We start from the raw sequence: 26,543 nt of genomic DNA, 5'->3' as shown, positions 1-26,543 counted from the left end.
GTGCGAAATTAAATTAATTTACGTACAGTCCAATTAAATTAACAAATATTAAAAGTCTCAAAATGAAATTAACGAGCATCACCCTTGCGCTTAGCTTAGCGTTTGGCAGCCATGCATTTGCAGCCGATAAAAAAGACGAAAAAGAGTCAAAAACACTTAGCGAAATGATCAAAGGACAAACTGAATTTGCCGGTATATTTAGCCTTTATCAAGACGAAAAAACCGGTAAGCACCTTATGGTGATTAACGAATCCCAACTCAATACGCCGTTTGTGTATTTTGCGCACACTGTCGATGGCGTTACAGATGCAGGCCATTATCGTGGTTCGTACCGCGAAACTAAGTTAATTGAATTTAGAAAATACTTTGACCGTATCGATATTATTAGCAAAACACCTCGCTACAAATTTGACGAAAGTAGTGCAATTTCAAAAGCAAGTGATGCCAATATTAGTGAAGCGGTACTTGCGAGCATTAAAATAGAAAAAGAAGAAGACGGTAAAATAGCATTTAATGTAAATAAGTTATTTTTAAGCGAAGCACTTCACAAAGTATCACCTACGCCAAATCCAGCAGATAAAAACGCTAAAGAACGCTTTAAAGTAGGTAAACTAGACGATAAAAAATCACGCATTATTAAACAGCGTCCATATCCTAATAACTTAGACGTAGTTGTTGATTACGTATTTACTAACCCAAGCCCAACGGTACGTGGCTCAAATGCAGTAAGCGACCCGCGTAGCGTATCGGTAAAAGTTCAGCACTCGTTTGTCGCTCTACCTAGCAATAACTACGCACCACGTATGGATGATGCGCGCATTGGTTATTTTACAAATCAATTTGATCAAATGACATCTACCGATTGGGCACCTTATCAAGATGTTATAAAACGCTGGGACTTACAAAAGAAAGACCCAAGTGCAGCGCTTTCAGAGCCAGTAAAACCAATTACTTGGTGGATAGAAAACACCACACCCATTGAATGGCGCGATACTATTCGTGACGCTGTTTTAACGTGGAATACCTCTTTTGAAAAAGCCGGCTTTAAAAATGCCTTAGAGGTAAAAGTACAACCAGACGATGCAGACTGGGATGCGGGCGATATCAATTACAACGTACTGCGTTGGACTTCGTCACCTAAGCCTCCATTTGGCGGATACGGGCCAGCACTTGCTAACCCATTAACAGGCGAAATACTGGGCTCAGACATTATGCTTGAGTTTGCATTTATGAAAAACCGCTGGATTTACGACACACTTTTCACACAAGGAACAATGAGCCACGGTGAAACAACAAATACAGGCGAGCTAAATTGCTCTCTTGGGCATGAGATTCAACAAAATCTAATGCTTGCCAAAGGCCTTGCTAGCGGCGACAAAATTGAAGATAAAGAAATGCTTCGCCAAGGTTTAACACAATTAGTACTTCACGAAGTTGGCCATACTTTAGGTCTTAACCACAATATGAAATCATCTATTTTGTGGGATGAAAAAGAAGTACACGACAAAAACAAAACCCAAGGCATAGTAACCGGCTCTGTAATGGATTATGCACCCGCTAACATTGCCCCAATTGGTATGCAGCAAGGTGATATTTTTCAAACAAAACCTGGTCCTTACGATGATTGGGCAATTAACTATGGCTACAGCGTAGCGCTTGCAGATGAAGCTGCTGAGCAAGCTCGACTTGAAAAAATACTTGCTCGTTCAAGTGAACATGCCCTTGCCTTTGGTAACGATGCAGACGATATGCGCACACCAGGTCGCCATATCGATCCACGTGTAATGATTGGTGATTTGTCGTCAAACCCTGCTGCCTATGGCGCAGATCGTATGGCACTAATTAATAAACTATTTACTGAGCTAAAAGATAAAGCAACGGTTAAAGGTGAGTCTTACCAACAGCTTGTTACCTCTGCTAATAGCTTATTTGGTCAGTACCGAGCTCAAGCAGGTGTGGTTTCTCGCCAGATTGGTGGCGTATACGTTGAGCGCGCTGTAGTGGGTGATGCAAACGCAGATAAACCATTTACACCAGTATCGCTTGAGCGTCAAACACAAGCAATGGATATACTCGCAAAGTTTGTATTTGCACCAGATGTACTACAAAACATGCAACCTCTTTATAGCTACTTACAGCTGCAACGTCGTGGCTTTAATCACTATGGCAAAAATGAAGACCCTAAAGCACACCAAATGATTTTAGGAATGCAAAAGTCTGTACTTGCACAGCTATTACACCCAGCGGTATTACTGCGTATTTCTGATACTGCTTTGTACGGTAACGAATATAGCCTAACTCAGTTTATGGAAGATTTAACCGCCAGCATTTTCGTGAAAAACAAAGACGCAAACTCTATTAGTCACAATTTACAAATTGAGTATGTTAACCAGTTAATTGCAATTGCAGGTCTTGGCAAAGCAAGCAAATACGATAACTTAGCTAAAACAGCAGCGTTATATCAGCTAACTCAAATAGCCGATACCAGTGTTGCTTGGGGTGCAGATACAGCAACTAAAGCGCATAAGAAATATATTGATCGCTTAATTGCAAAAGCGCTAGAAGCATAAAACCTCTATTAATTGAGTAAACCAAGGCCACAATTTACGTGGCCTTTTTTATAACTTAATTCACAGTTTAAATATAAATAGTGCCTTTTAAATACCTTACAGCATGCCCGGTCAAAGTGACGGTTGTATCATCCACTTTGCAAATTAAATGCCCGCCTCTGCTTGAAGCCTGATAAGCACTTAACGTAGTTTTATCCAATTGCTGCGCCCAGTAAGGTGCCAAGCCAGTATGAATTGAGCCCGTTACATAATCTTCATCGCCACCGCTTGCAGGCCAAAAATAACGAGATATAAAATCGTAATCATCACTAGGTGCTGTAGCCACTACATCTAGTGGATAAAGCGTTTTTAAAAGCTCGGAGTTAGTTTTTAATTCAAGTATTTGATCGGCATTTTCATAAATAGCAAAGTAAGCTTGGCGATTTTTAAGAACCTTAATCGGTTGTATAGACAAGCCATCAAGCAATTGCTGCGGTACATTTTGTACCTCAATCGGTGCTTGTTTAGGAAAGGTCATTGCAAAGCTGCCATCAGCGTTTCTATTAACGATTAGCTCGCCCACCGCATCAGCAACAAAGCGAATTTTCGATATATTATGCTCTTCACATAAAACATAGGCAGCCGCAAGTGTGGCGTGACCACAAAAGTTGATTTCCATCAACGGCGAAAACCAGCGAATAACAAAGCTTCCATCGTCTTGCAGGCAGGTAAAAGCAGTTTCAGATACGTTATTCTCAGCGCCAATCTTTAGCATTAAATCGTCACTTAACCACGATTCTAGTGGGATCACTGCCGCATAGTTACCTTTAAATAACTCATTCGTAAACGCATCAATTTGATGAATAGCTAATTGCATTGTTTAAACTTTGTAATGATTAATAGCTTAAAACTGCCATACCTAAACTAAATTAGCACTTTTATTTTTGCTTTAAGCCATTACAGGTCGCATTCTATAGTATTGCATACAACCAAATTGCACAGCATTGGTAAGCAATAGCATAATAAACATAAGTAAGTGCGCCGTGCTTGGAGCAACTGTCGTAAGCTCAACAACTAAGCCGCAAATACCAGCAATAAACTGCAAGCTAAAGTAGCGCGCGCTTAAATTACTCACATTACCCGTACGCAATGTTTTATAAGTTTGCGGCATAACACGTACCGAACTCATCACAAGACCAACATACGTTAAAGCGCTTAATACCGTTGCAGTATCAAGGCTTGAATTTAAAAGCAGTGAAAAAGGCAGTAACGAAAAACCTAGCATAGTAACCAGCTGTACACGTTCTCGTTTAGCTGCATTGAAACGTGCAAAAAAATATAAAATAAGCCCGCTTAACGCACCGGTTACAATAAATGGTAACGCAATATAATAGCGCTCAAAGAAAATATTGTAGGTTATAAAATAAAGGCTTTGTGCTAATCCAAATGCCATCATTAATAGTGACAAACCAGAGACACTACGATTTTTTCGAATTTTGTTTAGTAATGGTAAAAAACTAAAAACCAAAATAAAAGAAGACAATATAGGCAAATAATGCACCAAAGCAACCTCGCTCGTTACATAAATGTTAATTAAAAACAGAAATAAAAACATTTAATAAACATCTGTTTTTAAAAGGCTTTTACTATGAGCGCGGCATTGTAGAGCCGCGTAAATTTAACTCAACTAAATAAGACATTCTTATTTTAGGTACTGGCAAGCTAGGTATACAAAAACCGTAGAATTAAGTTCACGGTTTACTTATTTAATAGGAAACCTACTCACAAGCTATCAAATGAAAATGATAGTTGTTATCATACGCAAGTCATTAACTGCAATATATAAAACTATCTATGAGAAAAACTCTTTTTAAAATTCACAGTTGGATCGCTCTTATAGCTCTCATTCCCTTGATTGTTATTAGTATTACAGGGAGCGTATTAGTTTTTAAAAGTGAAATAGATGGCTTACTTATGCCAAGCAGTCACTATGTTGTAAAAGCACTGCCAGAGCGCATGCCAATCGACAAATTAATCGCAAAAACAGAGCTTGCTTACCCTGAGTATGTAGTAGGTAGTTGGGAGATATTTAACGATGATACTGCTGATCGGGTTTACTTAGTTAAACGCGGGACAGAGCAATGGTATAAGTTTCATTTAAACCAGTATACGGGTGACATTTTGTCAGAGCCTGTTGGTACCAGCCATTATTTTACTGATTGGTTTTTAGAACTGCATTACACCTTTTTACTTAACGACTTTAAAAACCTGCCAGGTCAAACAGGCACAGTACTAGGCTTCTTTTTTGCTCTGTTTTTATTGGTATTAGGTATTACAGGACTTATTATTTATCGTAAATTTTGGCAGCGCCTATTTAGTGTGCGCTGGCGTGCAACACTGCAAATTGTACTTAGCGACATTCATAAAATGACGGGGGTGATAGGGTCGCCCATCATTATTATTTTAGCTATCACAGGTGGCTACTTTAACTGGGCGGTGTGGTATCACGAAGTTATTGAACACGCTGAGGAAGAGCACTTTGTACTAACCAAAAACTTGCACAATAGCGATATTTCGTTTCAACACATACTCGATGACAGTAAAAAGCAAATACCCACTTTTAATGGTACGTTTTTAGTTATGCCACTCGAGCCTGACGAAAACATTACCTTATTCGGCGAAGTCGATACCGCCAACCCACTTGCGAGCGAATATGCCAATACGGTTAGCTACGATAAACAAACAGGCAAACATTTAACTAACTGGGATATTCGCGAAGTAGGCGTTGGCTGGCAAGTAATTGATAGTTTTAGAAAACTTCATTTTGGCTACTTTGCAGGGCTAATAAGTAAAATACTGTGGTGCGTAATTGGTTTAAGCCCAGTGTGGCTAGCAGGTACTGGTTTTTACTTGTGGTTTACCCGCCGTAAACGTAAAAAACAATCACAAAAAAATCGCTCAAGTAAACGCAGTACAGCAAGTGCTTGATTAAAAACCCACCACATTGTAATGTAAAATTTAACAATGGAGTGGGTTTATGATGTTTTATAAAATAGCAGTCTGTATTACTTTTTTATATTTAGTTGGATGTAACACAACCAAGGTTCACCAAGTAGAACAACAAATAGAGCTTGAACAACTATTAAACCATTCTTTGTTTAATAAACTCGACACTCCTTCTGAGTACAGTATTTTCGAGCTGCCAAATGCTGAAAAAGAAAAATTTTTAGCCTATGCCGAAAAACAAAAACAGTCTGAAATCCGTCATGACCGCATTATTTACAACTACCTCGAAAGCAACTTAGCTAACTTTAAATACCACGGCGATACACTTACTTCAGCCCAAGCCTTAAAACTTTCGCAAGGCAACTGCATTAGCTTAGCTGTTTTAACACAAAGCTATGCACAAGCTCTCGGATTAGAAACGAGCTTTCAAGAAGTAACAAGTCAGCCTGTATACGCAAAAGAAAATAATGTTGTTTATGTAGCAAGCCACTTTAGAACAAGAGTATACGCCCCAAAAGTAGATAAAAAGGATGATAATATTGTTGAATTTTTCAGAGCGGGCACCTTAATCGACTACTTTCCTACCCGTCGCAGCTTTTATTCAAGCAGTGCAGATTATAACGATTTAGTTTCTAAGTTTTACAGTAATTTAGCTGCAACAGCGCTAGCAGACAAACAGCTGGATATTGCTTACTCACTTATTCTACAAGCAAACAAATACACTCCCAATGATCCTGAATTATTTAATATAGCGGGCATTTTGCATCGTCGGGCTGGTGATTTACAAAGCGCTAAAAACATCTATCAAACAGCACTTAGTAATAATGAAATAAGTATTAATTTAATCAGAAACTATCAGCTTTTAGCTAAAAAATTAGGCGACAAAGAGCTGGTTAAAGAGCTCACTTCACAATTAGTTAATAAAGAAAAAGACCCATACGAATTACTAGTAATCGCTAAAAACGACTTACAAGCTGGCCACGCTCATCAGGCTAAAGCACACCTTGAGCAAGCGATTACTAAAGCGCCTTACATTGCTGAGTTATACTTGGAACTCGCAAAAGTTCGCTATCAACAAGGTAATATTAAACAAACACAAACCTTACTTGAGAAAGCTATCGAACTAGAACGTGATAACCAAAAAATCGATGTATATCAAGCTAAGTTACTATCCTTGCAGATGGATAAGTAACTTAGTCAATTGATATTTATAGCGAATAATAAAAGCTCAGCCACGCTCGCATTTCATCCTCAAAACTGTCGCCTTCTACTCGCGACAGTCCCATATTAAATATTAAGTCATTTATACCAGCAGGCCCCATTCCAAAACTAAAATCACCTTGGTGTTTTATCCCGTAACTTTGTGCATATACGGTGCCGTCGAGTTGATGCTGCTTGTAATAAAGCCACGGCATGCCTTCTTTAAAGCTAAAGCCGCCACCGTAACCTTGATAGCGCTTTGCAGCTGCGCTATAAAAAGGCAGCTCAGATGAAAGTACATATTCACTATTTTGCTGCTGATTAATAAGATTTGAGCTAAAGCCACCTAATGCAAGGCTGCTGTCATCACGTTGTTTTTGAGAAAAATTTGCATAAAGAGGAATACCAAACGCTTTACCAAAAATTTTGGCGACTAAATCGTAACCTTGCCAACTATTACTTTTACTACTGCCATCGTACCAACTTGCATAAAGGCTTTGGCCTATCACAAAGTCTTGACGATCATATTGCCAACTTTGGGCAACGCCTAAACGCGTCCAATTTTTATGGCGTTGTTTATAATCAGTGTAATTGTAGGCAAGCTCCGGCGTTAAACTTAGCTGCCCAAATTTAACAGGGTAACTTATTGCAGCAAAACCACCACGGGCATCCATATCTGCATTTAGCCTTTGTTGATACTGGCGCGATGTATTTAAATTATAGTCAAACAGTGCAAGTTTCAGTTTTACATCAAGCGCATTATATTTTGCCTGCACATAACCACCGTGCAGTGCTCCATCGTGTAAATCAGTGCTATATCCCGCTTGCAAGTCGAGCTGTTTTAATAAATCGCTACTTTTAATGCTTAAATCTAACAAACTGGTAGAAGCCGAATAATACTGCGTCCCTAGTGCAAAAGTAGCGTGCTGCTCGAGCACGTTGTAATTTGTTTGCTGCGTTGTTTGATGCGTATATATTTTAGCTTTTGGAAGCGTATGTTCGTTTACAATGAGCAGCGGTGCTTTTTTATTAGCCGAAAATTCAGTAACTACAGGGCTGTTTATAGCTTTTGGCAATGTTTTTACATTTGGCCCATCTGCGGTTATCGAAAAATAGAGTAACGAGCCATCGGCCATTTCAATCGGGTGAGCAACGGCTTCCTGCCCCTGAGTTAACTTGCTGAGTGTTTTACTCTCTATGTTGTAGTTATAAATATCAGTAGCGCTATTTAAGCCTGCAACAAAGTAAAGTGACTCACCATTATGGCTAAAGCTAGGCTGACTTAAATATTGATACCCGTTTGGCATAGGTATTAATTGCTGCTTATTACTACCCACATCTTGTATATACAATTGCCAGTTTTCATTTAATGACGTTGATAAATAAGCTAATTTAGTTTCATCAGGACTGAGTATTGGGTAATCGTAAGTTGTCTCAAGGCTTTTTGTAAATAATGGTGTGATGGTTTGCGTATTGAGATCAACCTTTACTAATTCAGAGTAGCCACCTCTTATTTGCTCGCCATACAAGGTTTCACCGTTACTGGTTACGCTAAATCGTCGTATACCAGCAAGCTTGGTAAGCTGTGTAATATTTCCAGTGTCAGTGTTATAGCTAAATATGTCTGACACTTTATTATAAATACCCGACTCTTCATTGCTGTACGCATTAAAATATAACGTTGTGCTATTTACCCATTGCGGGTTTGCAATACCGGCTCGATTAATTTGATTAAGCACTTGTTTTTGTTCGCGCTTAAACACACTTGGCGCTGTATCGGGGATGTCTTGTGCATCGTTTTTGAGTAGCTCTTTTTGCGCTTTAGTAAACTCCTCTTGCGCCTTTATGTTGTCGTCCGTGCTATAAATTATAAGCTTGGTATTGCTCTCTTTGTCTCGCTCAACAATTGCAATTTTACTACCATCTTTTGATGGTGCAGGGTTACTTGCATATAAGTTAAGTTCAAGCCAAAGTTCACTATTAAGTAACGGCTCTCCTTGTTCTATTTGCATTGCTTTATAGGTATATTCAGCTATAAATCGGCGATATAGCTTGGCTGCACTTTGCCCAAACACACCGCTAAATGCCTCATCAAAGTCACGCGTTTTTACGCCTTGCATTCGCGTCCAAACACTATCGAGTGTTTGCTCTGAATAGTTTTGCTCTAGCCAATTTAAAAAGCGACTACCCATTAAATACGCCATTGAGCCGCCCATAAAGCCCTGCTCGCCATTTAATTGCCCATAGGTTGGCAAAGCACCTTGCTGAGCAAATTCTCGCAGTATTGACTCTGAGTAGTTATCAAATAAACGCCCACGGCCCGTCATTTTAGACTCAATCAATGTGGCATAACCTTCGGCTACCCAGCGCGGTGTATCACTGTAAGTTAAGTCGTATAAATCCCATATGCCACGTACTTTTTGCTGCCAGTGATTGCGTGTAGGCTGTGCTAAATGCACTAAGTGAATATATTCATGCAGTACAAGTAACTGCTGCCAGCCAGCGCTGTTTGATATAACGGTGTCGGATTGTGGTGGGGTTGTAAAAAGTGCCATTACAGGATTATTTGAGGTAGGTAGCGCAAAGCCATTTGCCGCATTTAGGGGATCAAACACCACTACATCAACTGTTTTATCAAGTGTTCGGTTTTGCTGCTCAAGCACTTTGGTGCGTACTATTTCAAGCTCTGCTGCAGTTGATTTAGCAAAATCAGCATGCTCAACACTGTAGTGAATGTTGAAATGTTCGGTATGAATAGTTTGCCAATCGGCTGCAAAGATCGGTGCTGCTAGTAATAAAGCTGATGCGATAAGTGTTTTTTTCATGAGCGTCCCTAAAATAATTCCTTAATACCATCTAGGGTATTATTAAATGTCTTTCATGGGCAGTAAGAAAATGTAATAAAACATGTGAAAATGGGTATTTACACATGTTTTATTAGGGTATTTTACATCCAGCTGCGAGTATCTGACTCAATCTGCTTAATTGTAAAATCAATAATAAAGTCAGCATCTTGCTGCTTTATGTAGGGCATAAATACAAAGCCTGAAGCAAGTTGTATATACAGGCTTTTTAAGCCTGATTTTCTCATTAGGTACGTACTTATACTGCGCGCACTTTGCGCTTTATAAAGCTCAAAAACACGGTAATGAACGCCAATCATACCTTTGCGTACAACCATGTAAAATCGACCATTATCCTCATGCATGTAATAACCATAACGCTGATACGACAAAGTCACCAAGCCAGAAAACACCACTAAAACACCAAGGCTTATCAAAGTATTAATATCAGCAATAAAACAAAAGCCAAACACTAATACACTGGGTAACAGTGAATAAAAGCCTAAATTTTTATACAAAAGCGCTCGCTCTGCGCGCTTAAAAGCGAGTTTTTTACTATTAAACCACGGGTAAATCCATTGGCATACACTATCAACTTGTTCGCTATTTAATACAGGTAGTACTAACGTTTGTTTATTTTTTTTAGCCGCCACACCGGCTGCTATTCCGCCGCTACTTGCTTGTAAACACTCAACGGTAAATCGCTTTAGTAATCGCCCCATTAGGTTTTGTTTAATAACAATAGATTGCACCTTGTCCATGCTCATTGAAAGCTGATGGCGCTCTAACAAGCCAGCAATGCGTTTAAACTTTAGACCTTTAAAATAAAGCTCAAAATTATAAAAACGAATAAGCGACATAGTCACCGATAGCATTACAGCCACCAAAACTAACAAACCAATTAAGGTGATCATCGCAAAAGTAGCAGCGCTGGCCAGCATACCAAGCTCTTGTTGGTAAAAGCCTTCTACTTTCGCAATAATTTGCTTCTCTAAAAAATCAACAATTAGGTTTATAAAAGGGGCAAAAGCAGCGATTGCTAAAATAGCCATATTCGACATTAAACCAAATTTGGCTATTTCTTTATTGCTAATGCTTAGGCTGTTTTCGATAGTGTCTGTTTCGCTTTGTTCAGTATTTGGTGCTTCTTGCTGTTGCTGCGCTTTAAAATCAAATATTTGTTTACGCATTTGCTGTGCATAATCTTTAGTGACACCTGGTAAAACAACTTCTTGCGACACACTGCCAGCGGCATCAAAAATACAATTAACTAAGTTTACGGGGGTAAAATAAAACGGCTCGGCAATATTAACGTTTTGCACGCGGCCAAATTTAAGCGTAAGTCGCTCTTTTTTAAATACACCTTTGTTAAGCAATATTTCGTTGTCGCTACTAATACTAAACTTAAAATTTAAATAATATAAAAATGAGTAAACAAGTAGCAAAATTAGTGCAATACCGCCTGCAACCTGCGACCAAAACAACTTATTTTCTACTTGAGTAACAAACACGACAAGCATGGGCAGTAAGTTTAAAAGGCCATCTTTTACAAAGCGCACACTAAAGTGCACAACAAAGTATAAAAGTGCCCAGGGCGATACTTTCTGCCAGTAAATAGGACTGGCTTTATCTTCGATAGTTGTATTACTCATCGACTAAAGCTGCCTGAGTAGTTGCGTCGTCTAGGCGGTAGTTTTGTACAAATTGGCGCATATTTTTACAATCATCATGGGTTAGCCCACTAATTTGTAAATCGGCACTTACACCGCCAGCGCTAAATAATTTAATGCTCGCAAGGCTAAGTTTTCGCTCTATTGGCCCTTGGTGTATTTCCATATGCTGTACACGCGCTAAAGGTAATACCGTCACTTGTTGCCAAATAACGCCTTTTTTAAAAGCAATGTCATGATTTCGCACTGCAAAACCTCGCAACCTCACACTTATTATGTTGTACGCCATAGATACGGCCACCAAAATTGGCATACCAATTAGCAAATACGTTTGTGCATTATTAGCAAAGGCTTCATTAAAATAACAAACAGCAATAAGCGCTCCAATTAGCGGTACATAAAACAGAAGCGAGCTAAGTTGTGTATGTAATAAGGCTTTATCAGCCAATGGCTTAAAGCTAATATCACTATGCTTTGGTAAATCCATTATTTGTTGATTGTTAAACACTATTTGTCCCTATTTCTGCTTTTAATTATGACTAGCTTACCAACTAATGGTAGTTATTAAGGTGTGGCTTTGTTTTGGCTCAAGCGTTACTTTATCTGTCAGTACATTAGCGGCCTCTAGGCACAGCATTGTTTTATACTCATCGTCAGCAAAATTAGATAAGCGTTTTGATTTTTCTATCCATGGATTCCACAGCACACACGAACTTGAGTTTTCGCGGCTCACATTAATAACACCTTCTGGCGTATTAATGCTTTGCACTGTACTTGCTTGTGTATAAACCATATCGGTTTCGCGATTAAAGCTTACAACATCATTTTGTACAAATGGCCCTTCACTAAACTCAATATATTGCGCGCCTTGCAAACCATCTACATGGGTGTTTGTAATATCTGAGGTAGGAAAATAGGTATGCAGTGCTTGAGTAAAGCTAAATGGCACACTACCTAAGTTAGTGGTCGTTAAGCGAACCTGTAATTTATCACTTAATACAAACTCAACTTTTAATGCGCACTGATGCGGCCAATACGTTGTATTAACAAGTTTCATGGGGAGCTTTAAACTAACTGTAATTTGCTCATCAGATTCGTGTACTTCATCGGCTTGCCATACGCTTGTGCGCGCAAAACCGTGGGCAGGCCACCCATCATTAGCGTGTGTACCAAACCACGGCCAACAAATAGGAATACCGCCTCGAATACTCGCCCCTTCTTGATAGGTTTCCTCTTGTGAAACCCAAATAAGTGGCTTGTTATTTTTAGGGATAAACTCGGTAATTTGCCCACCTTGCAAAAATATTTTTGCGTCGCACTTTTCACTAGCTACTTTAATAAACTCAAGTCCGGATTCGCTTTGCTCAATGCTAACTGATGGCGATAATTTCATACCTTCCCCTATAATACTGATACTAAAGATTTTTAATGTTTACATCTAAACAATAATGCATGCTTAAAGTATACGCTATTGATATTAAATATTGATTGCTGAATTTGTTCATTGCCGATTAATACATATACAGTAAACTCACAAACAATTACTTTGTACTAACAGCTGTAAATGAATAATACTAAAGTCTATACAATAAGACTTGCCAATTATTCACAACATACGTACTGTGCGCAACTTAATGCACACAAGGTGCTAATAAAATTTACCAATATTTAAACAATATAATTTTACATTAGTTACTGCTCTAACTATTAAAAACCAATAAAAGCGGGCTAAAGTACAATATATTATTTGAATTCAATTTATTTGATGTGTAACATTTCGCGATTACGGCAAACTACCGCCCCATCGACGAGATAAGCAAATGCAAAAATATGACGAGTTATTGATTTCTTTACGTAAAGTTATCCGCGCGATTGACTTACATTCTAAGCAGCTAAATAAAACTTCGGGTTTAACTGGCCCACAATTGCTTATAATGCAAGAAGTGCAAAAAACCGATGGAATAACGGCGAGCCGTATTGCTCAAAATGTAAATTTAAGCCCAGCAACGGTCACCAATATTCTCGACAGAATAGAAAGCAGAAACTTAGTAACACGCGTACGCAGTCAAATGGATAAACGCAGAGTGAGCTTATACCTCACCGATAAAGGAAAAGAGTTACTTGATAAAGCACCTCAGCCATTGCAAGAACACTTTATTGAAAAGTTTTCTGCACTTGCTGAATGGGAACAGAGCCTTTTACTCTCATCAATGCAGCGTGTAGCCGCAATGATGGATGCAGATAAATTAGATGCATCGCCCCTTCTAGAAGTTGGTGCGCTTACTCAAGCTCCTAAAGAATAAATAATAAAAAAAATACATAGTTTTTGTACTTACCCTAAACGTAAGGCGTTTTTTTACGTCTTGAATTTTTTATTTTTTAATCAAAATCTGAGCGGCAATTATGACTAAACTCTCAAAATTAACACTAGCACTAGTTCTAGGTGGTGTTACAAGTACTTCTTATGCGTCTGATGATCTAGACACGTTACAAAGCCAACTTAAGCAGTTAAAGCAACAAATGCAACTGCTTGAAAATAAGTTAGCTGATGAAAAAACAAAACAGCAAAAAATTAATGAGCAACACAAGCAAGAAGTTGCAAAAATTAGTAAAAAAGCTGATAACAAAGAAGTTGTTGTTGCTGCCGCCGAATCTGAGAAAAAAGACGAAGGCGTTAAAATTGGTGGCGCAGTGCGTTTTAATTACAGCACTAATTCATACGATGAAGACACTCAAGATCGTAGCGGCGACTTAGACTTTGAAGTATTTCGCATTAACTTATCTGGCGAAATAAACGATATTTCTGTTAATGGTGATTTTCGCTTTTACGATTACATGACCATTGTTAAGTATGCATACTTAGGTTACGAATTTACTGATGGCTGGGAAGCACAAGCTGGTATTGCACCTGTCCCTTTTGGTAATGGCCCATACAACTCACACAGCTACTTTTTTAGCACTAACTACTATGTTGGCCTAGAAGACGACTTTGACTTGGGTGTAACAGTAAACCGTAAACTAAAAGATAACTGGAAACTAGACCTAGGCTTTTTCAAAAATGATGAAGTAGGCGGCGTTGATGGCAGCTCTGAAGTTAACGAGCGTTACTCTTTTGATATAGTTGGTAGCCGTGCAACAACCGAAGGCACATACGATGCACCTGGCTCTCGCCTTGGTGAATACAACACATTTGCAGCTCGTACAGTGTACCAAATTGAGCATGGCGAAAACGCTAAAACCGATGTGGGTGTATCATTATTAAGCGGTGGCTTACATGATGGTAACGACCGTGCAGGTAACTACGGCGCATGGGCGTTCCACGTAAACAGCCAAATAAATAACTGGAATATTCAATTTCAGCACGGTGAGTACGACTACGACCTAGACGACAACAGCAACCGCTTTGTTGTAGGTGCGTTTGACTACTACGATACCGTATCAAGCGAAGCTACCATGACTAACTTTAACGTAGCTTACGACCTATCGGTTGATTTAGGCCCTATAACAGGCGTGCAGTTCTACAACGATTACGGCATCATTTACGACAAATCTGACGACAGTGCAGATACATGGATGAACGTAACAGGTATGAGCGTATCAGCAGGCCCGTTATTTACGTACTTTGACTTTATTCAAGCACGTAACCAGCCATTTATTGGCGGAACAATTATTGGTGATGGCGATACAGAGCGTCGCTTTAACATCAACGTAGGTTACTACTTCTAGATAAGTAAAACCTATTTTATAAATTTAAAAGGGCAAACTTAGTTTGCCCTTTTTTATGTTTTTACACTTCGATTTTATAACTATTTGGCCTACAATCGAAAGTATCAGCCATTACTAAAAAGAGCCTAAGTGAATATAAAAGCAGTGTTTATTTGTTATAAAAACTTATGGTTTAAAGCACTTGGCTTAATACTTGTAGCCTTGGGTATTATTGGCATTGTGCTGCCGGTCATGCCTACCACTATATTTTTTATTTTAGCGCTCACCTGCTTTACTCGCTCATCACCCGCGCTTGAACAATGGCTGTTAAACCACCCTCGTTACGGTGTAACTTTGCAGCAATGGCAAGCCCATAAAGTAGTGCCTGTAAAAGCCAAATGCTACGCCGCCATTGGCATGTTAATTGGATTTACATTTTTACTGTATTCAGCCGCCCCTATTTGGGTTATTTATCTCGTTGCAGTAATAGAAGTATTGGTAATGATTTACCTTATTTTAAGACCTTCCAGCCCTCCTAAGCGTTAAATATTCATTTTTTACCTGCTTACCGCCTTTGTTTTAAAGTTTTTATGTAAAGATAAGTAAGTAAATTTGTAATAGCTAATGCAAATCATTATCATGCTGTAAATTTAATTTATTTACTGTTTTTATGTCGTTTATTAACAAGCGGGCTTTGTATAGCACAAGCCGTGCTCTACATATTTATATTTCTACAGCTTTGTTTTTTTTGCTTATCTTATTTTGCGTTAGCGGCATTGTGCTCAACCATATTGATTGGCTTAAAAACGATAAAAATAATGGCCAAGTAACGGCGGTAATTCCAGCAGAGCTAGTTACCAAAGCGAATGAGCAGCTAAATACGCTGCCAACGCTTTACCCTGAAATAGAAGCTTACCTAGCCGAGCAATATGCACTTACAAAAGTAAAAAGCATTGAGTGGGAAAAAGAAGACGCGCTTGTCATGCTCGACTACCCACTGCCTGCTGGGTTTGCCTACGCAGAGCTTGATTTTACAACTGGCGAGCTAAATCTTGATTACCAAACAGGTGGCTTTTTAAGCCTTATTGGCGACTTACATAAAGGCCGCCACAGCGGTGAAGTATGGAGTTGGGTAATTGATATATCTGCCGTACTAATGATTTTATTTGCCATCACCGGCATGATTATTTTGTTTCAAAATAGAAAAAAACGCTTAGCAGGAATATGGATAACCGTACTCGGAGTGGTAACTCCACTGGTTATTTATTTATGTTGGGTTCCACAAATAAAAGGAGTGTCTTAATGGTTAAATTTAAATTATTTATAAGCGCCGCATTACTGCTCGTAGCTGCGTTTTTTCAAACAACGGCGCATGCAAAAACACCACAGCTAGAGGTTGAATTAACGCTGCCTGACTTAGAAGTACAACCGTATCACCGCCCATACGTTGCAGTTTGGCTTGAAACACCAGAGCGCAAACACGTTACAACGCTTGCACTTTGGGTGCAAAAAGCAGAATGGTTTAAAGACTTACGCCAATGGTGGCGTAAAGCTGGTAAAAGCGATGCCAACTTTGACGGCATTAGCGGCGCAACAAAACGCGCAGGTACTTACACCATAAATTGGCAAGGTAATGATTTAGACGGTAACCCAGTAAAACCAGGTAAATACTTACTAAATATTGAAGTTGTACGCGAAGAAGGCGGCAGAGACTACACCCGCGTTGAGCTTGATTTAACTAAATCAGGCAAACTAACAATTGATGGTAAAAACGAGTTTTCTAAAAGCTTCGTCACTGTAAGCACTAAGTAGCTGCTACTTAATCATTTGAATTTAAGGAAATACAATGAAAATTAATTTATTAAAAACGGCATTAATCGGCGCATTGAGCTTATCTGCTTTAGTGTCAACTTCAGCAAGTGCACACGGACGTTGGTTACTACCTTCGCATACATCTTTATCAGGCGATAAAGCGCATTACGTAATGATTGACGCTAGTATCTCTAACGAAATGTTTGCACCAGACAAAGCCTTTAAACCTAAAGAAAAAGGCGCCGAGTACGACGACACATTATTAATGGCACTTGCGCCTAATGGTGAGCCAGTAAGCGACACCATTCGTGCTTATTACTTAAAGCGTAAAAGCTCAGCTGCGGTAAGCTTAACAGAGCAAGGCACTTACCACATTGCAATGACCCAAAAGCCAATGTACATGACCTTCTATAAAAACGAAGAAGGTAAGCGCCAGCGCGTATTTGGTAAAAAAACAGAAGCCGAGTTACCTAGCAATGCAAAAGATGTAACGACAACGAAGGTTGTTTCAACAGTAGATACATTTGTAAGCCGAAATGGCACCTCAAAACCTGCACAGCTAGGTTTAGGCTTAGAGCTTAGCGGTCCAACGCATCCAAACGATTTATTTGTAGGTGAACAAGCACGTTTTCAGTTACTACAAGATGGTAAATCTGCTGGTGAAGGCGTTGAAGTAAGTATTTTAAAAGGCGACACACGCTACCGTAACGAGCGTGGCGAAGTAAAAGTAACGACCGATAAAGACGGTATGTTTACAATTACGTGGAAAGAGCCAGGCCTATACCTAATCGAAACCTCTAACAAGGTTACCGTAAATGAAGAAGGCGTAGATGCAGGACGTTATGCATTATTTACAACGCTTGAAGTTGCCCCTGAATAATTTAAATTACTAAATTTAAAAAATTGAAAGGCCAAGCATTTGCTTGGCCTTTTTACGTCTTACTAACTTTTATCTAAAATCCCCTTGAATTCGCAACCATTCGACACAAGATTGCAACTACAACGATCCAAACGCCTATATCACGCGTAGACAGTGACCTTACTTGTTAACAACTTAGAATATCTTAGATAGTTTTTATCTTTGCACTAGGGTAGTCGCTTCTATATGATGCGCTCCTTTTTAAAATCAATAGTCAGCAGCCCTCAAGGGAATCAACATCATGTTAAAGCCATTATCAGCCAAAAAAGTAGCACTTAGCCTGGCCGTTTCTTCTGCACTTAGTGCACCCTATTCTTCTGTATTTGCTGCAGAACAAGATGTTCAAGCCGAAAAAAGCATTGAAGTGATTTCAGTAACAGGTACTCGCCGTAGCTTACGCAGTATTGCCGAAAGCTCAGTACCTGTAGATATTATTACCAGCGGTGATATGCAAAGTACGGGTCAGCTAGAAATAAGCCAAATACTAGCAAACCAAGTACCTAGCTTTAACTACCCAAGTGCCACTATGGGTGATGGTACTGACCATGCAAAACCAGCTGTTTTACGTGGATTAGCACCCGATCACACATTAGTACTTATAAACGGTAAGCGCCGCCATGCCGGTGCGCTATTAAACTTAGCGGGTGTTGTTGGCCGAGGCTCTACCGCTGTTGATTTGAACATGATCCCAACCTCTGCAATTAAACGTGTTGAAGTACTACGTGATGGCGCAGCCGCACAGTACGGTTCTGATGCAATTGCTGGGGTAATTAACATTGTACTTAAAGATGCCTCAGAAGGCGGCAGCGTTAGCGTAACGTACGGTAAATACGATACTCAAATGGCTGGCGTACCTCAGCTAGAAAGCACCTACGCAGATGCTAACGGCGACTTAGCGTTTAATACCGGTGGCGACAGAGAAGTAAACGACGGTGCAACACGCACTGTTAGTGCAAACTCTGGTTTTGCGTTATCTGATAACGGCTTTGTTAACGTATCAATTGAATACCGCGATAACGACTCAACGCAGCGCTCAGGCTTTGACCCACGCGAACAATACAGCCGTCTTGATGATGGCAGCTTAGACCCACGCGAATTTACTATCGATCGTTACAATCACCGTTTTGGTAAAGCAGACCTTGAAGACTACGCACTGTTTTACAACATGGGTTACGATTTAGATAACGGCTTAAACCTTTATTCATTTGGTAGCTACTCAAAGCGTGAAGGTAATTCAGGTGGTTTTTACCGCCGAGCAAAAGACAGCCGTAACGTTTTAGAAGTGTACCCAGATGGCTTTTTGCCGCAAATTGAAACAGACGTACAAGACTACTCATTTGCACTGGGCTTAAAAGGCGAAACTAACGACTGGACATGGGATGTAAGTACCAACTACGGCCGCAACGACTTTGGTTTTGGTGTTGTAAATAGTATTAATACATCACTAGGTGCCGACAGCCCAACTGAATTTGATAACGGTGCACTGGTTTACGATCAGTTTTTAGTAAACGCAACGGCCAACACCACACTCGATTTAGGCTTACCTGATGACGTATTTTTTACCGTAGGTACTGAATACCGCCACGAAAGCTACAAAATAGAAGAAGGCGAAGAAGCGTCTTACATCACCGCACTTGATAGCAACGGCAACCCAATTGCAGCCGGTGGCGCGCAAGTACTTGCTGGTTTTGGACCAGAAAGTGCGACTGACGAAAGCCGTCATAACATCGCTTTATTTGTTGAGTTTGATACCTACTTAACAGAAAAATGGAACGTCGTTTTAGCGGGTCGTTATGAAGATTACAGCGACTTTGGCGACACATTTACCTCTAAACTTGCCTCGCGTTACAGCATTACTGAAAACCTATCGCTGCGCGGTGCAATTAGCACCGGTTTCCGTGCGCCATCTTTAGCGCAAAGCTCGTACCGCCAAATCTCTACTGTACTTGAGAACAACCAACCATTTGAAGTTGGTTTATTCCCAACCGATTCAGCCGCAGCGCAAGCACTCGGTGCTCAGCCGTTAGATGCAGAAGAGTCAGTAAACGTTACTGCGGGCTTTATGTACACGCAAGGCAGCTTTAGCTTAACGGTTGATGCATACCGTATTGATATTGATGACCGTATTGTATTGTCTGAAAACTTAGAAGGCGATGCAGTTGTTGAAATACTACAAAATGCCGGTGAGCTAAATACCGAAAGCGTACGTTACTTTACCAACGCTATCGATTCACGCACGCAAGGTGTAGATATAGTTGCCACTTATAACCTAGATTTAGACAACTTAGGTGATTTACGCCTAAACGTAGCAGCTAATTTTAACGACACCGAAGTAACACACGTAAACGACAACCCAAGCGAACTTAACTCACTAGGTGACGACTACGTAGTGTTTGCGCGTCGTGAAGTAGGTCGCTTTGAAGAGGGCACGCCAGATAGCAAATGGAACCTATCAGCAGTGTGGAACTTTAACGAATGGCAAACAACGCTTCGTGCCACACGTTATGGTGAAGTCGCTGATATATCAACAACAGCTGATCGCGATGAATACTTAGACCCTAAATGGATCACCGACTTAGAAGTAGCATACCGTCCAGACGAATATTGGAAATTTGCCGTTGGTGCAAACAACTTGTTCGATCAGTACCCACAAGCCACCGTGGATAACATTGGTTACTCTGACTTTGGTCAAATATTCCCGTACACACCGTATGCACCTTACGGATTAGACGGGCGTTTCTTATACGGTAATATTACTTACAGCTTTTAATTAGTTTACTAGGGCGTGTTGATCTTTGGTGGGTGAATTTGCAGCAGTATGTTTGGTTTTTAGGCAAGGGAGAGCCTATGTAGTGTGGTTATTCCCCATAAATAGGCGATAACGCAGCATAAATACCAAACATGCGCTGCCCTTTGGGTTCTTTCTAGGGACGATTAACTCTTTGTTGCTCGGTTTTTACTTAGTCCACTAGGTTACAAACCTCGCGCCGCGATTTAATCGCCCCTAGATTGAACAAATTTCAATCCACAAAGATCAACACGACCTAATAAAAGCAGAGCAATTATAAAAGGATGCATCACGCATCCTTTTATATTAATAATTAGTTATTTTAACCACTTATTAGTATTTCAACTTTCATAAAAAACCACCACCCTATATAAAACAACAGCTTACATTTCGGCCTCATTTTTGCTCTATATTGTTTATATAAATACAAACAAAAATACAAAGGACTAAACATGAGCTCATCAACTGTATCTAACATTACAAAACCACTTTCACTTATTGGCGGCATTTTATTATTAAGTGGCTGTGTATTTCACATATCGCCAAGCGTTGCCTCAGTAAAGCAAACTCAACAGCTATCACTGCCAAGCAATAATCTTGAATATTTAAATGTATTAAGCGGTGCAGGTAGCCTTGAAATAAAAGGCTCAAAAACGGCCACCAGCATTAGTGTTGATGCCACTATTTACACAGCCGACATTGAAGACGAATACGAGCTAACGCTCGAGCAAGACGGTAAACAGGCAAAGCTTGTTGCCCAAAATAAAAGCCGTAATGGTATTAGCTTTTACAGTGGTCAATCTCCAAGTATTAATTTAGTGGTTACTGTGCCAAGTAATCTAAATTTAGATATTGATGATGGCTCTGGCGACATTTTTATAAATGCTATGCAAAGCAATATTAATGTAAAAGACGGCTCAGGAAATTTAACAATAAGCGGTGCTAAAAACCTAACTGTTGACGATGGATCAGGTGAAGTAAACTTTGAAAACATCGCAGGTAATTTAGAATTAACCGACGGCTCTGGCAGTATTCATATAAACAACGTAAGTGGCAATGCAACTATTGACGATGGTTCTGGCGAAATGCACGTGAGCAACATAAGCGGTTCGCTAAACGTTGAAGATGGATCGGGTGACTTAGTGATAAGCCATATAAGCGGTGCTGTTAATGTTGATGATAACTCTGGCGACCTGCTTATTGAGCATATTGGTTCAAGCGTAACAATTGAAGACGGTTCGGGTGATATTCGCGTTAACCATGCAAAGGGGCTGACTATTACAGAGTCGGGCTCGGGCGATGTAAGTATCGATAATATTAGCGGTTCAGTAAAAGTAGCTGACTAACTTTATTTAAGCGTTATTTAACTGCCATTTAATACACTTTATGCCCTATCAATCTGGGCATAAAGCACTCCCCTCAAAGTATAAATTATTTAAAAGCAGCACTGTTTCACGTTAACTATTTCCTAAAATAATGAAAATTTACTTATTTGATTTATTTTTTTGCTTTATATCTAATTTAGGTACATATTAATATTCAACTTATTAAAAGGATATTAATATTATGAAATGGAAGTTATTAATTTTAATTACTGCTTTATTCACCCTCGTAGCTTGTGGCTCTGGAGGTTCAGACCCCAAAACAGTAACTAAACCGCTCAGCACTAACACAAAGCCTATTGCGGTTATTACCACCGAGCAATCGGAGTTTAAAGTAAATACCACCCTCGTTTTTAGCGCAGCACAAAGTAGTGACCCCGATGGCGATGCACTCACCTATCAATGGCAATTAACCAGCAAAAACGAACAAGTAGAAATACCGATTACGGTTAATAACGAAAGTACCGTTGAGTTTTCAGTATCTGAAGCACAAGAATACCAATTAGTATTAACCGTGAGTGACGGCAAGCTTTCAAGCAGTCCTGCACAAAAACAATTCACCGTTACTGCAAATACCCAACTAACGGCTAACGCAGGTAGCACACAAACCGTTAAACAAGGTGATGTTGTGCTTTTAAATGGCGCGCAAAGTAGCACAACCAGCGGCGCCATTAATCAATACAAATGGCAATTTATTACCAAGCCCGTAGCAAGTAATGCAACGCTTGAAAATGCGACTCAAGTTAAAAGCCAGTTTGTTGCCGACGAAATAGGCGAATTTAAAGTTGAGCTTACCGTTACTGATTCACAAGGTGATACGGCAAGCACTGTCGTACTCATAAAAAGTGAATCGCTTAATTCTAACTCATCACCACAAGCGGTTATAAACGTAGAAAATAAAACAATTGCCCCAAATGAAGTTGTTACGCTTTATGGTAACCAAAGCACTGATCCCGATAAAAACGATACGCTTAGTTATGCGTGGGCAATTACAGAAAAACCCCAGGGCAGCACGCCAGCTCTTTCAAACATGCAAAATCATACCGCAGGGTTTTCAGCGTCAACAGCTGGAGATTACGCGCTTTCACTCACTGTTACCGATCAACAAAACGAAAGTGATACCGCATCTGTTACTTTAACTGTTACCACAAGTAATAAAGCCCCCGTTGCAACACTTGAATCCGAACGTGATATTACGTTAAACGAATCAACCACTTTGCAGTGCCAACAATGTAGCGATCCAGACGGAGATACGCTGAGTTATAACTGGCAGTTACAAGCCAAGCCTGTAAATAGTGCATCGCAACTCACTAACAACACATCAGCAACACCCTCTATTATTGCCGATAAAGAAGGCAACTACGTTGTAGTGCTTACAGTGTCTGATGGGCAATTAAGCTCAAACCAAGCAACCTCTGTACTGCATGCCAGTAGCAATAAAAAGCCTATCACTTTGGTAACTTATGAAACCTCCATAACGGTTGATGAACAAGTTTTACTTGATGCTTCCAATAGTTACGATCCAGAAGGCCAACCACTAAGCTACCAATGGGAAATCATTTCGTCGCAAGGCCAAGCAACGCTTAGCAGTAATACAATATCAAAACCAACGTTTAGCGCATCAGTAGAGGGGCAAGTTGTTATTTCGTTACGCACTAACGATGGCGTGCAGTTCTCTGACACAAAAACCCTAACAATTGATGTAATACAAAACGCATTGCCAGTAATTAGCTTCACGGGGGAGCAATCACGCTACGAAGTAGTGGGCAATGCAGTTAAATTTGATGTAAGCCAAAGTTACGACCCAGAAGGAACCACTCTCGATTACGCTTGGACACTATCAGCCCCATCAGGCTCGAGCACCAGCTTAAGCAATGCAAACCAAAGTATTACCGAATTTATCGCCGATATGACAGGTAGTTACACGCTAACCGTTGTAGCAACTGATGCTGATGGATTTTCAAAAAGTGTGCAATTCTCAATTACAGTAACTAACTCTGCTCTACTTACCGGTCGTATTAAAGGACAACTCACTAATGTGCAAAAAGCGGCTATAAGCAATGCACAGCTAACAATTAATGGACAGCAGTACAGCACCAATACAAATGGCTTTTTTGATGAAGAGGTTAATTTAGCGCAAGGTGAAAAAATAACGATAAAAACAGCAGATCAAAGGCTAGCAACTGGGGAATACAACTCTGTAGCAATTACGCAAAGCAACTTTACTGTGGATATAGGCCAAAATAGCATGCCCGTTTTACAAGCTGTTGAGGTTTCGGTATTTGTGTGTGCTGAGTTTTCAGGCCCCGACACAGTTAACCTACGCTTTAACATGGTAGATACACTTTTAGCGTCAGATAGCTTTCAATTTAGCTTTGATCAAACAAAACCACTTACTTTGCAAAAAAGCGGAAGTACTTACCTCGATAGCGAATTAGACATCGACCTACCTGCATCAGCAGAGTTTGAAGTAACAGCAATTGAAACAAGCGTTGAAAATACAATCAGCTCAAACATTACTATTTACCACTCTGATTCAGGCCAACCAAGCTCAGCAATTATAAGTATTTGTAATATTTAGCCCCCCAAATAAGCCCTTCAACATAAAGTGCTATTCTTAGCCCAGTAGTTATAACCATTAGTGTTATAACTACTGATAAATAAGCAACTTTGAGCCATATAATCCATTGTATTTTATAAGCAGCTAAGCCATTCTAAAAGCCTTGATGTTATTAGGATAAACGCGTGTTAGAAATTGCTTTAATTTACTTAGCAGCAGCCATAGTCGCTGTGCCTATTGCTAAACGAGTCGGACTTGGCTCAGTATTAGGTTATTTAATTGCCGGCATACTCATTGGCCCTTATGCGCTGGGTGTTGTGGGCGATCAAACCGATGTAATGCACTTCGCCGAATTTGGCGTAGTAATGATGCTGTTTTTAGTGGGCCTTGAGCTACAACCTTCGCGTTTATGGACATTGCGCCACTCTATTTTAGGGCTTGGCGGCTTACAGGTCGTGCTATCGGCAGCGGCAATTTTTACATTTTGTTATTGGTTTTTTGCCATGCATTGGCAAACCGCACTCGCCATTGGTTTAATGCTGGCGCTCTCCTCTACCGCTATTGTGCTGCAAAGCCTTGAAGAAAAAGGCTGGCTAAAGCAAGAAGCCGGACAAAACGCTTTTTCGGTATTGCTGTTTCAAGACATCGCAATTATTCCTATTTTAGCCCTATTGCCACTGCTTGCATTTGCCCCGCAAACTAGCACAAAAGAAATCAGCGATTCAATTATTGCAAGCTGGCCGGTATGGCAACAAGTATGTGTATCGGTTGCGGTTATTGCCGCTATTATTGCCGGCGGTAAATATGTATCGGCGCCGTTATTTAGATACATTGCCCAAACGCACATGCGTGAAATATTTACTATTTTTGCACTGTTTTTAGTGGTCGCTATTGCACTGGTTATGCAAAGTATTGGTTTATCGCCTGCTTTGGGGACTTTTTTAGCGGGCGTAGTACTTGCTGAGAGTGAATTTAGACACGAATTAGAAGCCGATATAGAACCCTTTAAAGGCTTACTTTTAGGGTTGTTTTTTATAACTGTTGGCGCATCAATTAACTTTGAACTGCTATTTAACGAGTTTAGTACTGTTATAGGCTTAGTGGTTTTACTCATTGTGGTTAAAGCCTGCATTTTATTTGCCCTTGCCGTTACCTTTAAAATTAACAGTAAACAGCAATTATTATTTGCCTTAGCGCTTGCCCAAGGGGGTGAGTTTGCCTTTGTACTGTTAAGCGTAACCACCACCTTAAGTATTTTAACGCCCGAGCAAACCAGCCTTGTTACCTTAGTTGTGGCGGTATCAATGCTAATAGCGCCGTTATTACTTATGGTTTATGAGCAAATACAAAAACGCAGCAGCAGTGCTCTGCCTGAGTTTGATAAGCCAGAACAAATTAGCACCGCTAAGCACGTAATTATTGCGGGCTACGGACGTTTTGGTCAAATTATGGGGCGTTTACTGCACGCGCAAGGCTACGAAATTACCGTACTTGATCACAGCCCTAGCCAAATAGAATTACTACGCCGTTTTGGCAATACCGTATTTTATGGCGATGCCGCACGCCAAGAACTCCTTGAAGCCGCAGGCGCGCACACTGCACAAATGCTGGTAATTGCAATTGATAACCCCGATAAAACTATTGAGATAATTAAGCTCGCGCATAAAAACTACCCGCAGCTTAAAATAGTTGCTCGCGCAATCGACCGCCGCCATGCGTATCAGTTACTTAATTTAAAAGTAGATGCGTTTAACCGCGAAACAGTCGACTCAGCTATTAACCTTGCCGTAGAAGCACTCGAGTTACTAGGTAACACTAAGCAAGATGCAGAGCGTGCTGGTAAGCTATTTAGAGACCACGACCGCGCTGCAGTACTGCAACTAGCTGCATTATGGGGAGACGACGCCAGCTACGGCGTAGCAGTTCGCCAACGCATGGAAGATTTAAAACAAGTGCTTCAACAAGATAAACAAGCACAAAGCGATTTAAATACCTGCGACAGCGGCGATTGCGAAGACGGCTTAACCGAAGTAGCGAGTAAACCTAAAAAGCCTGATGATGCTCATCTTGAGTAGCGTCTAAAAACTGATATGTGCTATTAGCGTGAGT

General features: G+C 40.1%; 19 protein-coding genes. 13 read left to right on the top strand and 6 right to left on the bottom strand.

All coding sequences use genetic code 11. From position 1 onward, the window contains the following. Positions 1-62 precede the first annotated feature (62 nt). Positions 63-2,570: a zinc-dependent metalloprotease gene (locus tag H5088_RS12175; protein WP_182752980.1), complete on the top strand. Its 2,508-nt coding sequence runs from the start codon at positions 63-65 to the stop codon at positions 2,568-2,570. Positions 2,571-2,637: 67 nt separating this feature from the next. Here H5088_RS12175 and H5088_RS12170 read toward each other — a convergent pair whose 3' ends face one another. Beyond that, positions 2,638-3,426 carry a PhzF family phenazine biosynthesis protein gene (locus tag H5088_RS12170; protein ID WP_182749169.1) on the bottom strand — a complete coding sequence of 263 codons (789 nt, stop codon included), beginning with the start codon at positions 3,424-3,426 and terminating at the stop codon, positions 2,638-2,640. A 72-nt stretch (positions 3,427-3,498) separates the two neighbouring features. Beyond that, entirely contained in the window at positions 3,499-4,113 is a 615-nt protein-coding gene (locus H5088_RS12165) for a PQ-loop repeat-containing protein (RefSeq protein WP_182712550.1), read from the bottom strand. A 290-nt stretch (positions 4,114-4,403) separates the two neighbouring features. Between H5088_RS12165 and H5088_RS12160 the strand changes: the two genes are divergently transcribed. Together H5088_RS12160 and H5088_RS12155 are read left to right on the top strand one after the other, a co-directional pair. Continuing rightward, positions 4,404-5,537 (top strand): PepSY domain-containing protein, encoded by a 1,134-nt coding sequence (locus H5088_RS12160; RefSeq protein ID WP_182752979.1) that lies wholly within the window; start codon positions 4,404-4,406, stop codon positions 5,535-5,537. Between the two features lie 49 nt (positions 5,538-5,586). Next, the gene (locus H5088_RS12155; protein WP_182674507.1) at positions 5,587-6,747 is read left to right on the top strand and encodes a lipopolysaccharide assembly protein LapB; all 1,161 of its coding nucleotides are present in this window, start codon (positions 5,587-5,589) and stop codon (positions 6,745-6,747) included. A 16-nt stretch (positions 6,748-6,763) separates the two neighbouring features. Here H5088_RS12155 and H5088_RS12150 read toward each other — a convergent pair whose 3' ends face one another. The 4 genes from H5088_RS12150 to H5088_RS12135 form a co-directional block, all read right to left on the bottom strand. Then, entirely contained in the window at positions 6,764-9,580 is a 2,817-nt protein-coding gene (locus H5088_RS12150; RefSeq protein WP_182752978.1) for a PD40 domain-containing protein, read from the bottom strand. A gap of 122 nt (positions 9,581-9,702) precedes the next feature. Next, positions 9,703-11,250, bottom strand: a complete 1,548-nt coding sequence (locus H5088_RS12145; RefSeq protein WP_182752977.1) for a PH domain-containing protein — start codon at positions 11,248-11,250, stop codon at positions 9,703-9,705. Then, positions 11,243-11,776: a PH domain-containing protein gene (locus H5088_RS12140; protein ID WP_182752976.1), complete on the bottom strand. Its 534-nt coding sequence runs from the start codon at positions 11,774-11,776 to the stop codon at positions 11,243-11,245. The genes H5088_RS12145 and H5088_RS12140 overlap by 8 nt, the downstream gene beginning before the upstream one ends. A 36-nt stretch (positions 11,777-11,812) precedes the next feature. After that, positions 11,813-12,661: a D-hexose-6-phosphate mutarotase gene (locus tag H5088_RS12135; RefSeq protein WP_182712511.1), complete on the bottom strand. Its 849-nt coding sequence runs from the start codon at positions 12,659-12,661 to the stop codon at positions 11,813-11,815. 427 nt (positions 12,662-13,088) lie between these two features. Here H5088_RS12135 and H5088_RS12130 point away from each other — a divergent pair, with 427 nt between their 5' ends. The 10 genes from H5088_RS12130 (at position 13,089) to H5088_RS12085 (ending at position 26,509) form a co-directional block, all read left to right on the top strand. Further along, on the top strand, positions 13,089-13,571 hold the full coding sequence (locus tag H5088_RS12130; protein WP_182692757.1) for a MarR family winged helix-turn-helix transcriptional regulator: 483 nt from the start codon (positions 13,089-13,091) through the stop codon (positions 13,569-13,571). A gap of 100 nt (positions 13,572-13,671) precedes the next feature. Then, positions 13,672-14,994 (top strand): hypothetical protein, encoded by a 1,323-nt coding sequence (locus H5088_RS12125; protein WP_002960190.1) that lies wholly within the window; start codon positions 13,672-13,674, stop codon positions 14,992-14,994. Positions 14,995-15,123: 129 nt separating this feature from the next. Continuing rightward, positions 15,124-15,519, top strand: coding sequence for a YbaN family protein (locus H5088_RS12120; protein WP_024596096.1), 396 nt, complete (start codon positions 15,124-15,126; stop codon positions 15,517-15,519). A gap of 124 nt (positions 15,520-15,643) precedes the next feature. Next, positions 15,644-16,276, top strand: coding sequence for a PepSY-associated TM helix domain-containing protein (locus H5088_RS12115; RefSeq protein ID WP_182692760.1), 633 nt, complete (start codon positions 15,644-15,646; stop codon positions 16,274-16,276). Next, positions 16,276-16,785: a DUF2271 domain-containing protein gene (locus H5088_RS12110; protein ID WP_024596098.1), complete on the top strand. Its 510-nt coding sequence runs from the start codon at positions 16,276-16,278 to the stop codon at positions 16,783-16,785. The genes H5088_RS12115 and H5088_RS12110 overlap by 1 nt, the downstream gene beginning before the upstream one ends. 34 nt (positions 16,786-16,819) lie before the next feature. After that, positions 16,820-17,665 (top strand): DUF4198 domain-containing protein, encoded by an 846-nt coding sequence (locus H5088_RS12105; RefSeq protein ID WP_182692761.1) that lies wholly within the window; start codon positions 16,820-16,822, stop codon positions 17,663-17,665. A gap of 280 nt (positions 17,666-17,945) precedes the next feature. Continuing rightward, on the top strand, positions 17,946-20,474 hold the full coding sequence (locus H5088_RS12100; protein WP_220488869.1) for a TonB-dependent receptor: 2,529 nt from the start codon (positions 17,946-17,948) through the stop codon (positions 20,472-20,474). Between the two features lie 470 nt (positions 20,475-20,944). Then, a complete protein-coding gene (locus H5088_RS12095; RefSeq protein ID WP_182752974.1) occupies positions 20,945-21,838 on the top strand; it encodes a hypothetical protein in 894 nt (297 codons plus the stop codon). Between the two features lie 220 nt (positions 21,839-22,058). After that, positions 22,059-24,455: a PKD domain-containing protein gene (locus H5088_RS12090; RefSeq protein ID WP_182752972.1), complete on the top strand. Its 2,397-nt coding sequence runs from the start codon at positions 22,059-22,061 to the stop codon at positions 24,453-24,455. Between the two features lie 164 nt (positions 24,456-24,619). After that, on the top strand, positions 24,620-26,509 hold the full coding sequence (locus H5088_RS12085; RefSeq protein WP_182752970.1) for a monovalent cation:proton antiporter-2 (CPA2) family protein: 1,890 nt from the start codon (positions 24,620-24,622) through the stop codon (positions 26,507-26,509). Positions 26,510-26,543 lie beyond the last annotated feature (34 nt).

Source organism: Pseudoalteromonas sp. SR43-3, assembly GCF_014163875.1.
GTDB lineage: Bacteria > Pseudomonadota > Gammaproteobacteria > Enterobacterales > Alteromonadaceae > Pseudoalteromonas > Pseudoalteromonas distincta.
Note: the sequence above shows the minus strand (reverse complement) of the source record. Positions and strands in the feature narration are given on the sequence as shown.

Coding starts and splice junctions, on each gene's coding strand:
- H5088_RS12175 (WP_182752980.1), top strand. CDS start 63: ATGAAATTAACGAGCATCACCCTTGCGCTTAGCTTAGCGTTTGGCAGC.
- H5088_RS12170 (WP_182749169.1), bottom strand. CDS start 3,426: ATGCAATTAGCTATTCATCAAATTGATGCGTTTACGAATGAGTTATTT.
- H5088_RS12160 (WP_182752979.1), top strand. CDS start 4,404: ATGAGAAAAACTCTTTTTAAAATTCACAGTTGGATCGCTCTTATAGCT.
- H5088_RS12155 (WP_182674507.1), top strand. CDS start 5,587: ATGATGTTTTATAAAATAGCAGTCTGTATTACTTTTTTATATTTAGTT.
- H5088_RS12150 (WP_182752978.1), bottom strand. CDS start 9,580: ATGAAAAAAACACTTATCGCATCAGCTTTATTACTAGCAGCACCGATC.
- H5088_RS12145 (WP_182752977.1), bottom strand. CDS start 11,250: ATGAGTAATACAACTATCGAAGATAAAGCCAGTCCTATTTACTGGCAG.
- H5088_RS12135 (WP_182712511.1), bottom strand. CDS start 12,661: ATGAAATTATCGCCATCAGTTAGCATTGAGCAAAGCGAATCCGGACTT.
- H5088_RS12130 (WP_182692757.1), top strand. CDS start 13,089: ATGCAAAAATATGACGAGTTATTGATTTCTTTACGTAAAGTTATCCGC.
- H5088_RS12125 (WP_002960190.1), top strand. CDS start 13,672: ATGACTAAACTCTCAAAATTAACACTAGCACTAGTTCTAGGTGGTGTT.
- H5088_RS12115 (WP_182692760.1), top strand. CDS start 15,644: ATGTCGTTTATTAACAAGCGGGCTTTGTATAGCACAAGCCGTGCTCTA.
- H5088_RS12110 (WP_024596098.1), top strand. CDS start 16,276: ATGGTTAAATTTAAATTATTTATAAGCGCCGCATTACTGCTCGTAGCT.
- H5088_RS12105 (WP_182692761.1), top strand. CDS start 16,820: ATGAAAATTAATTTATTAAAAACGGCATTAATCGGCGCATTGAGCTTA.
- H5088_RS12100 (WP_220488869.1), top strand. CDS start 17,946: ATGTTAAAGCCATTATCAGCCAAAAAAGTAGCACTTAGCCTGGCCGTT.
- H5088_RS12095 (WP_182752974.1), top strand. CDS start 20,945: ATGAGCTCATCAACTGTATCTAACATTACAAAACCACTTTCACTTATT.
- H5088_RS12090 (WP_182752972.1), top strand. CDS start 22,059: ATGAAATGGAAGTTATTAATTTTAATTACTGCTTTATTCACCCTCGTA.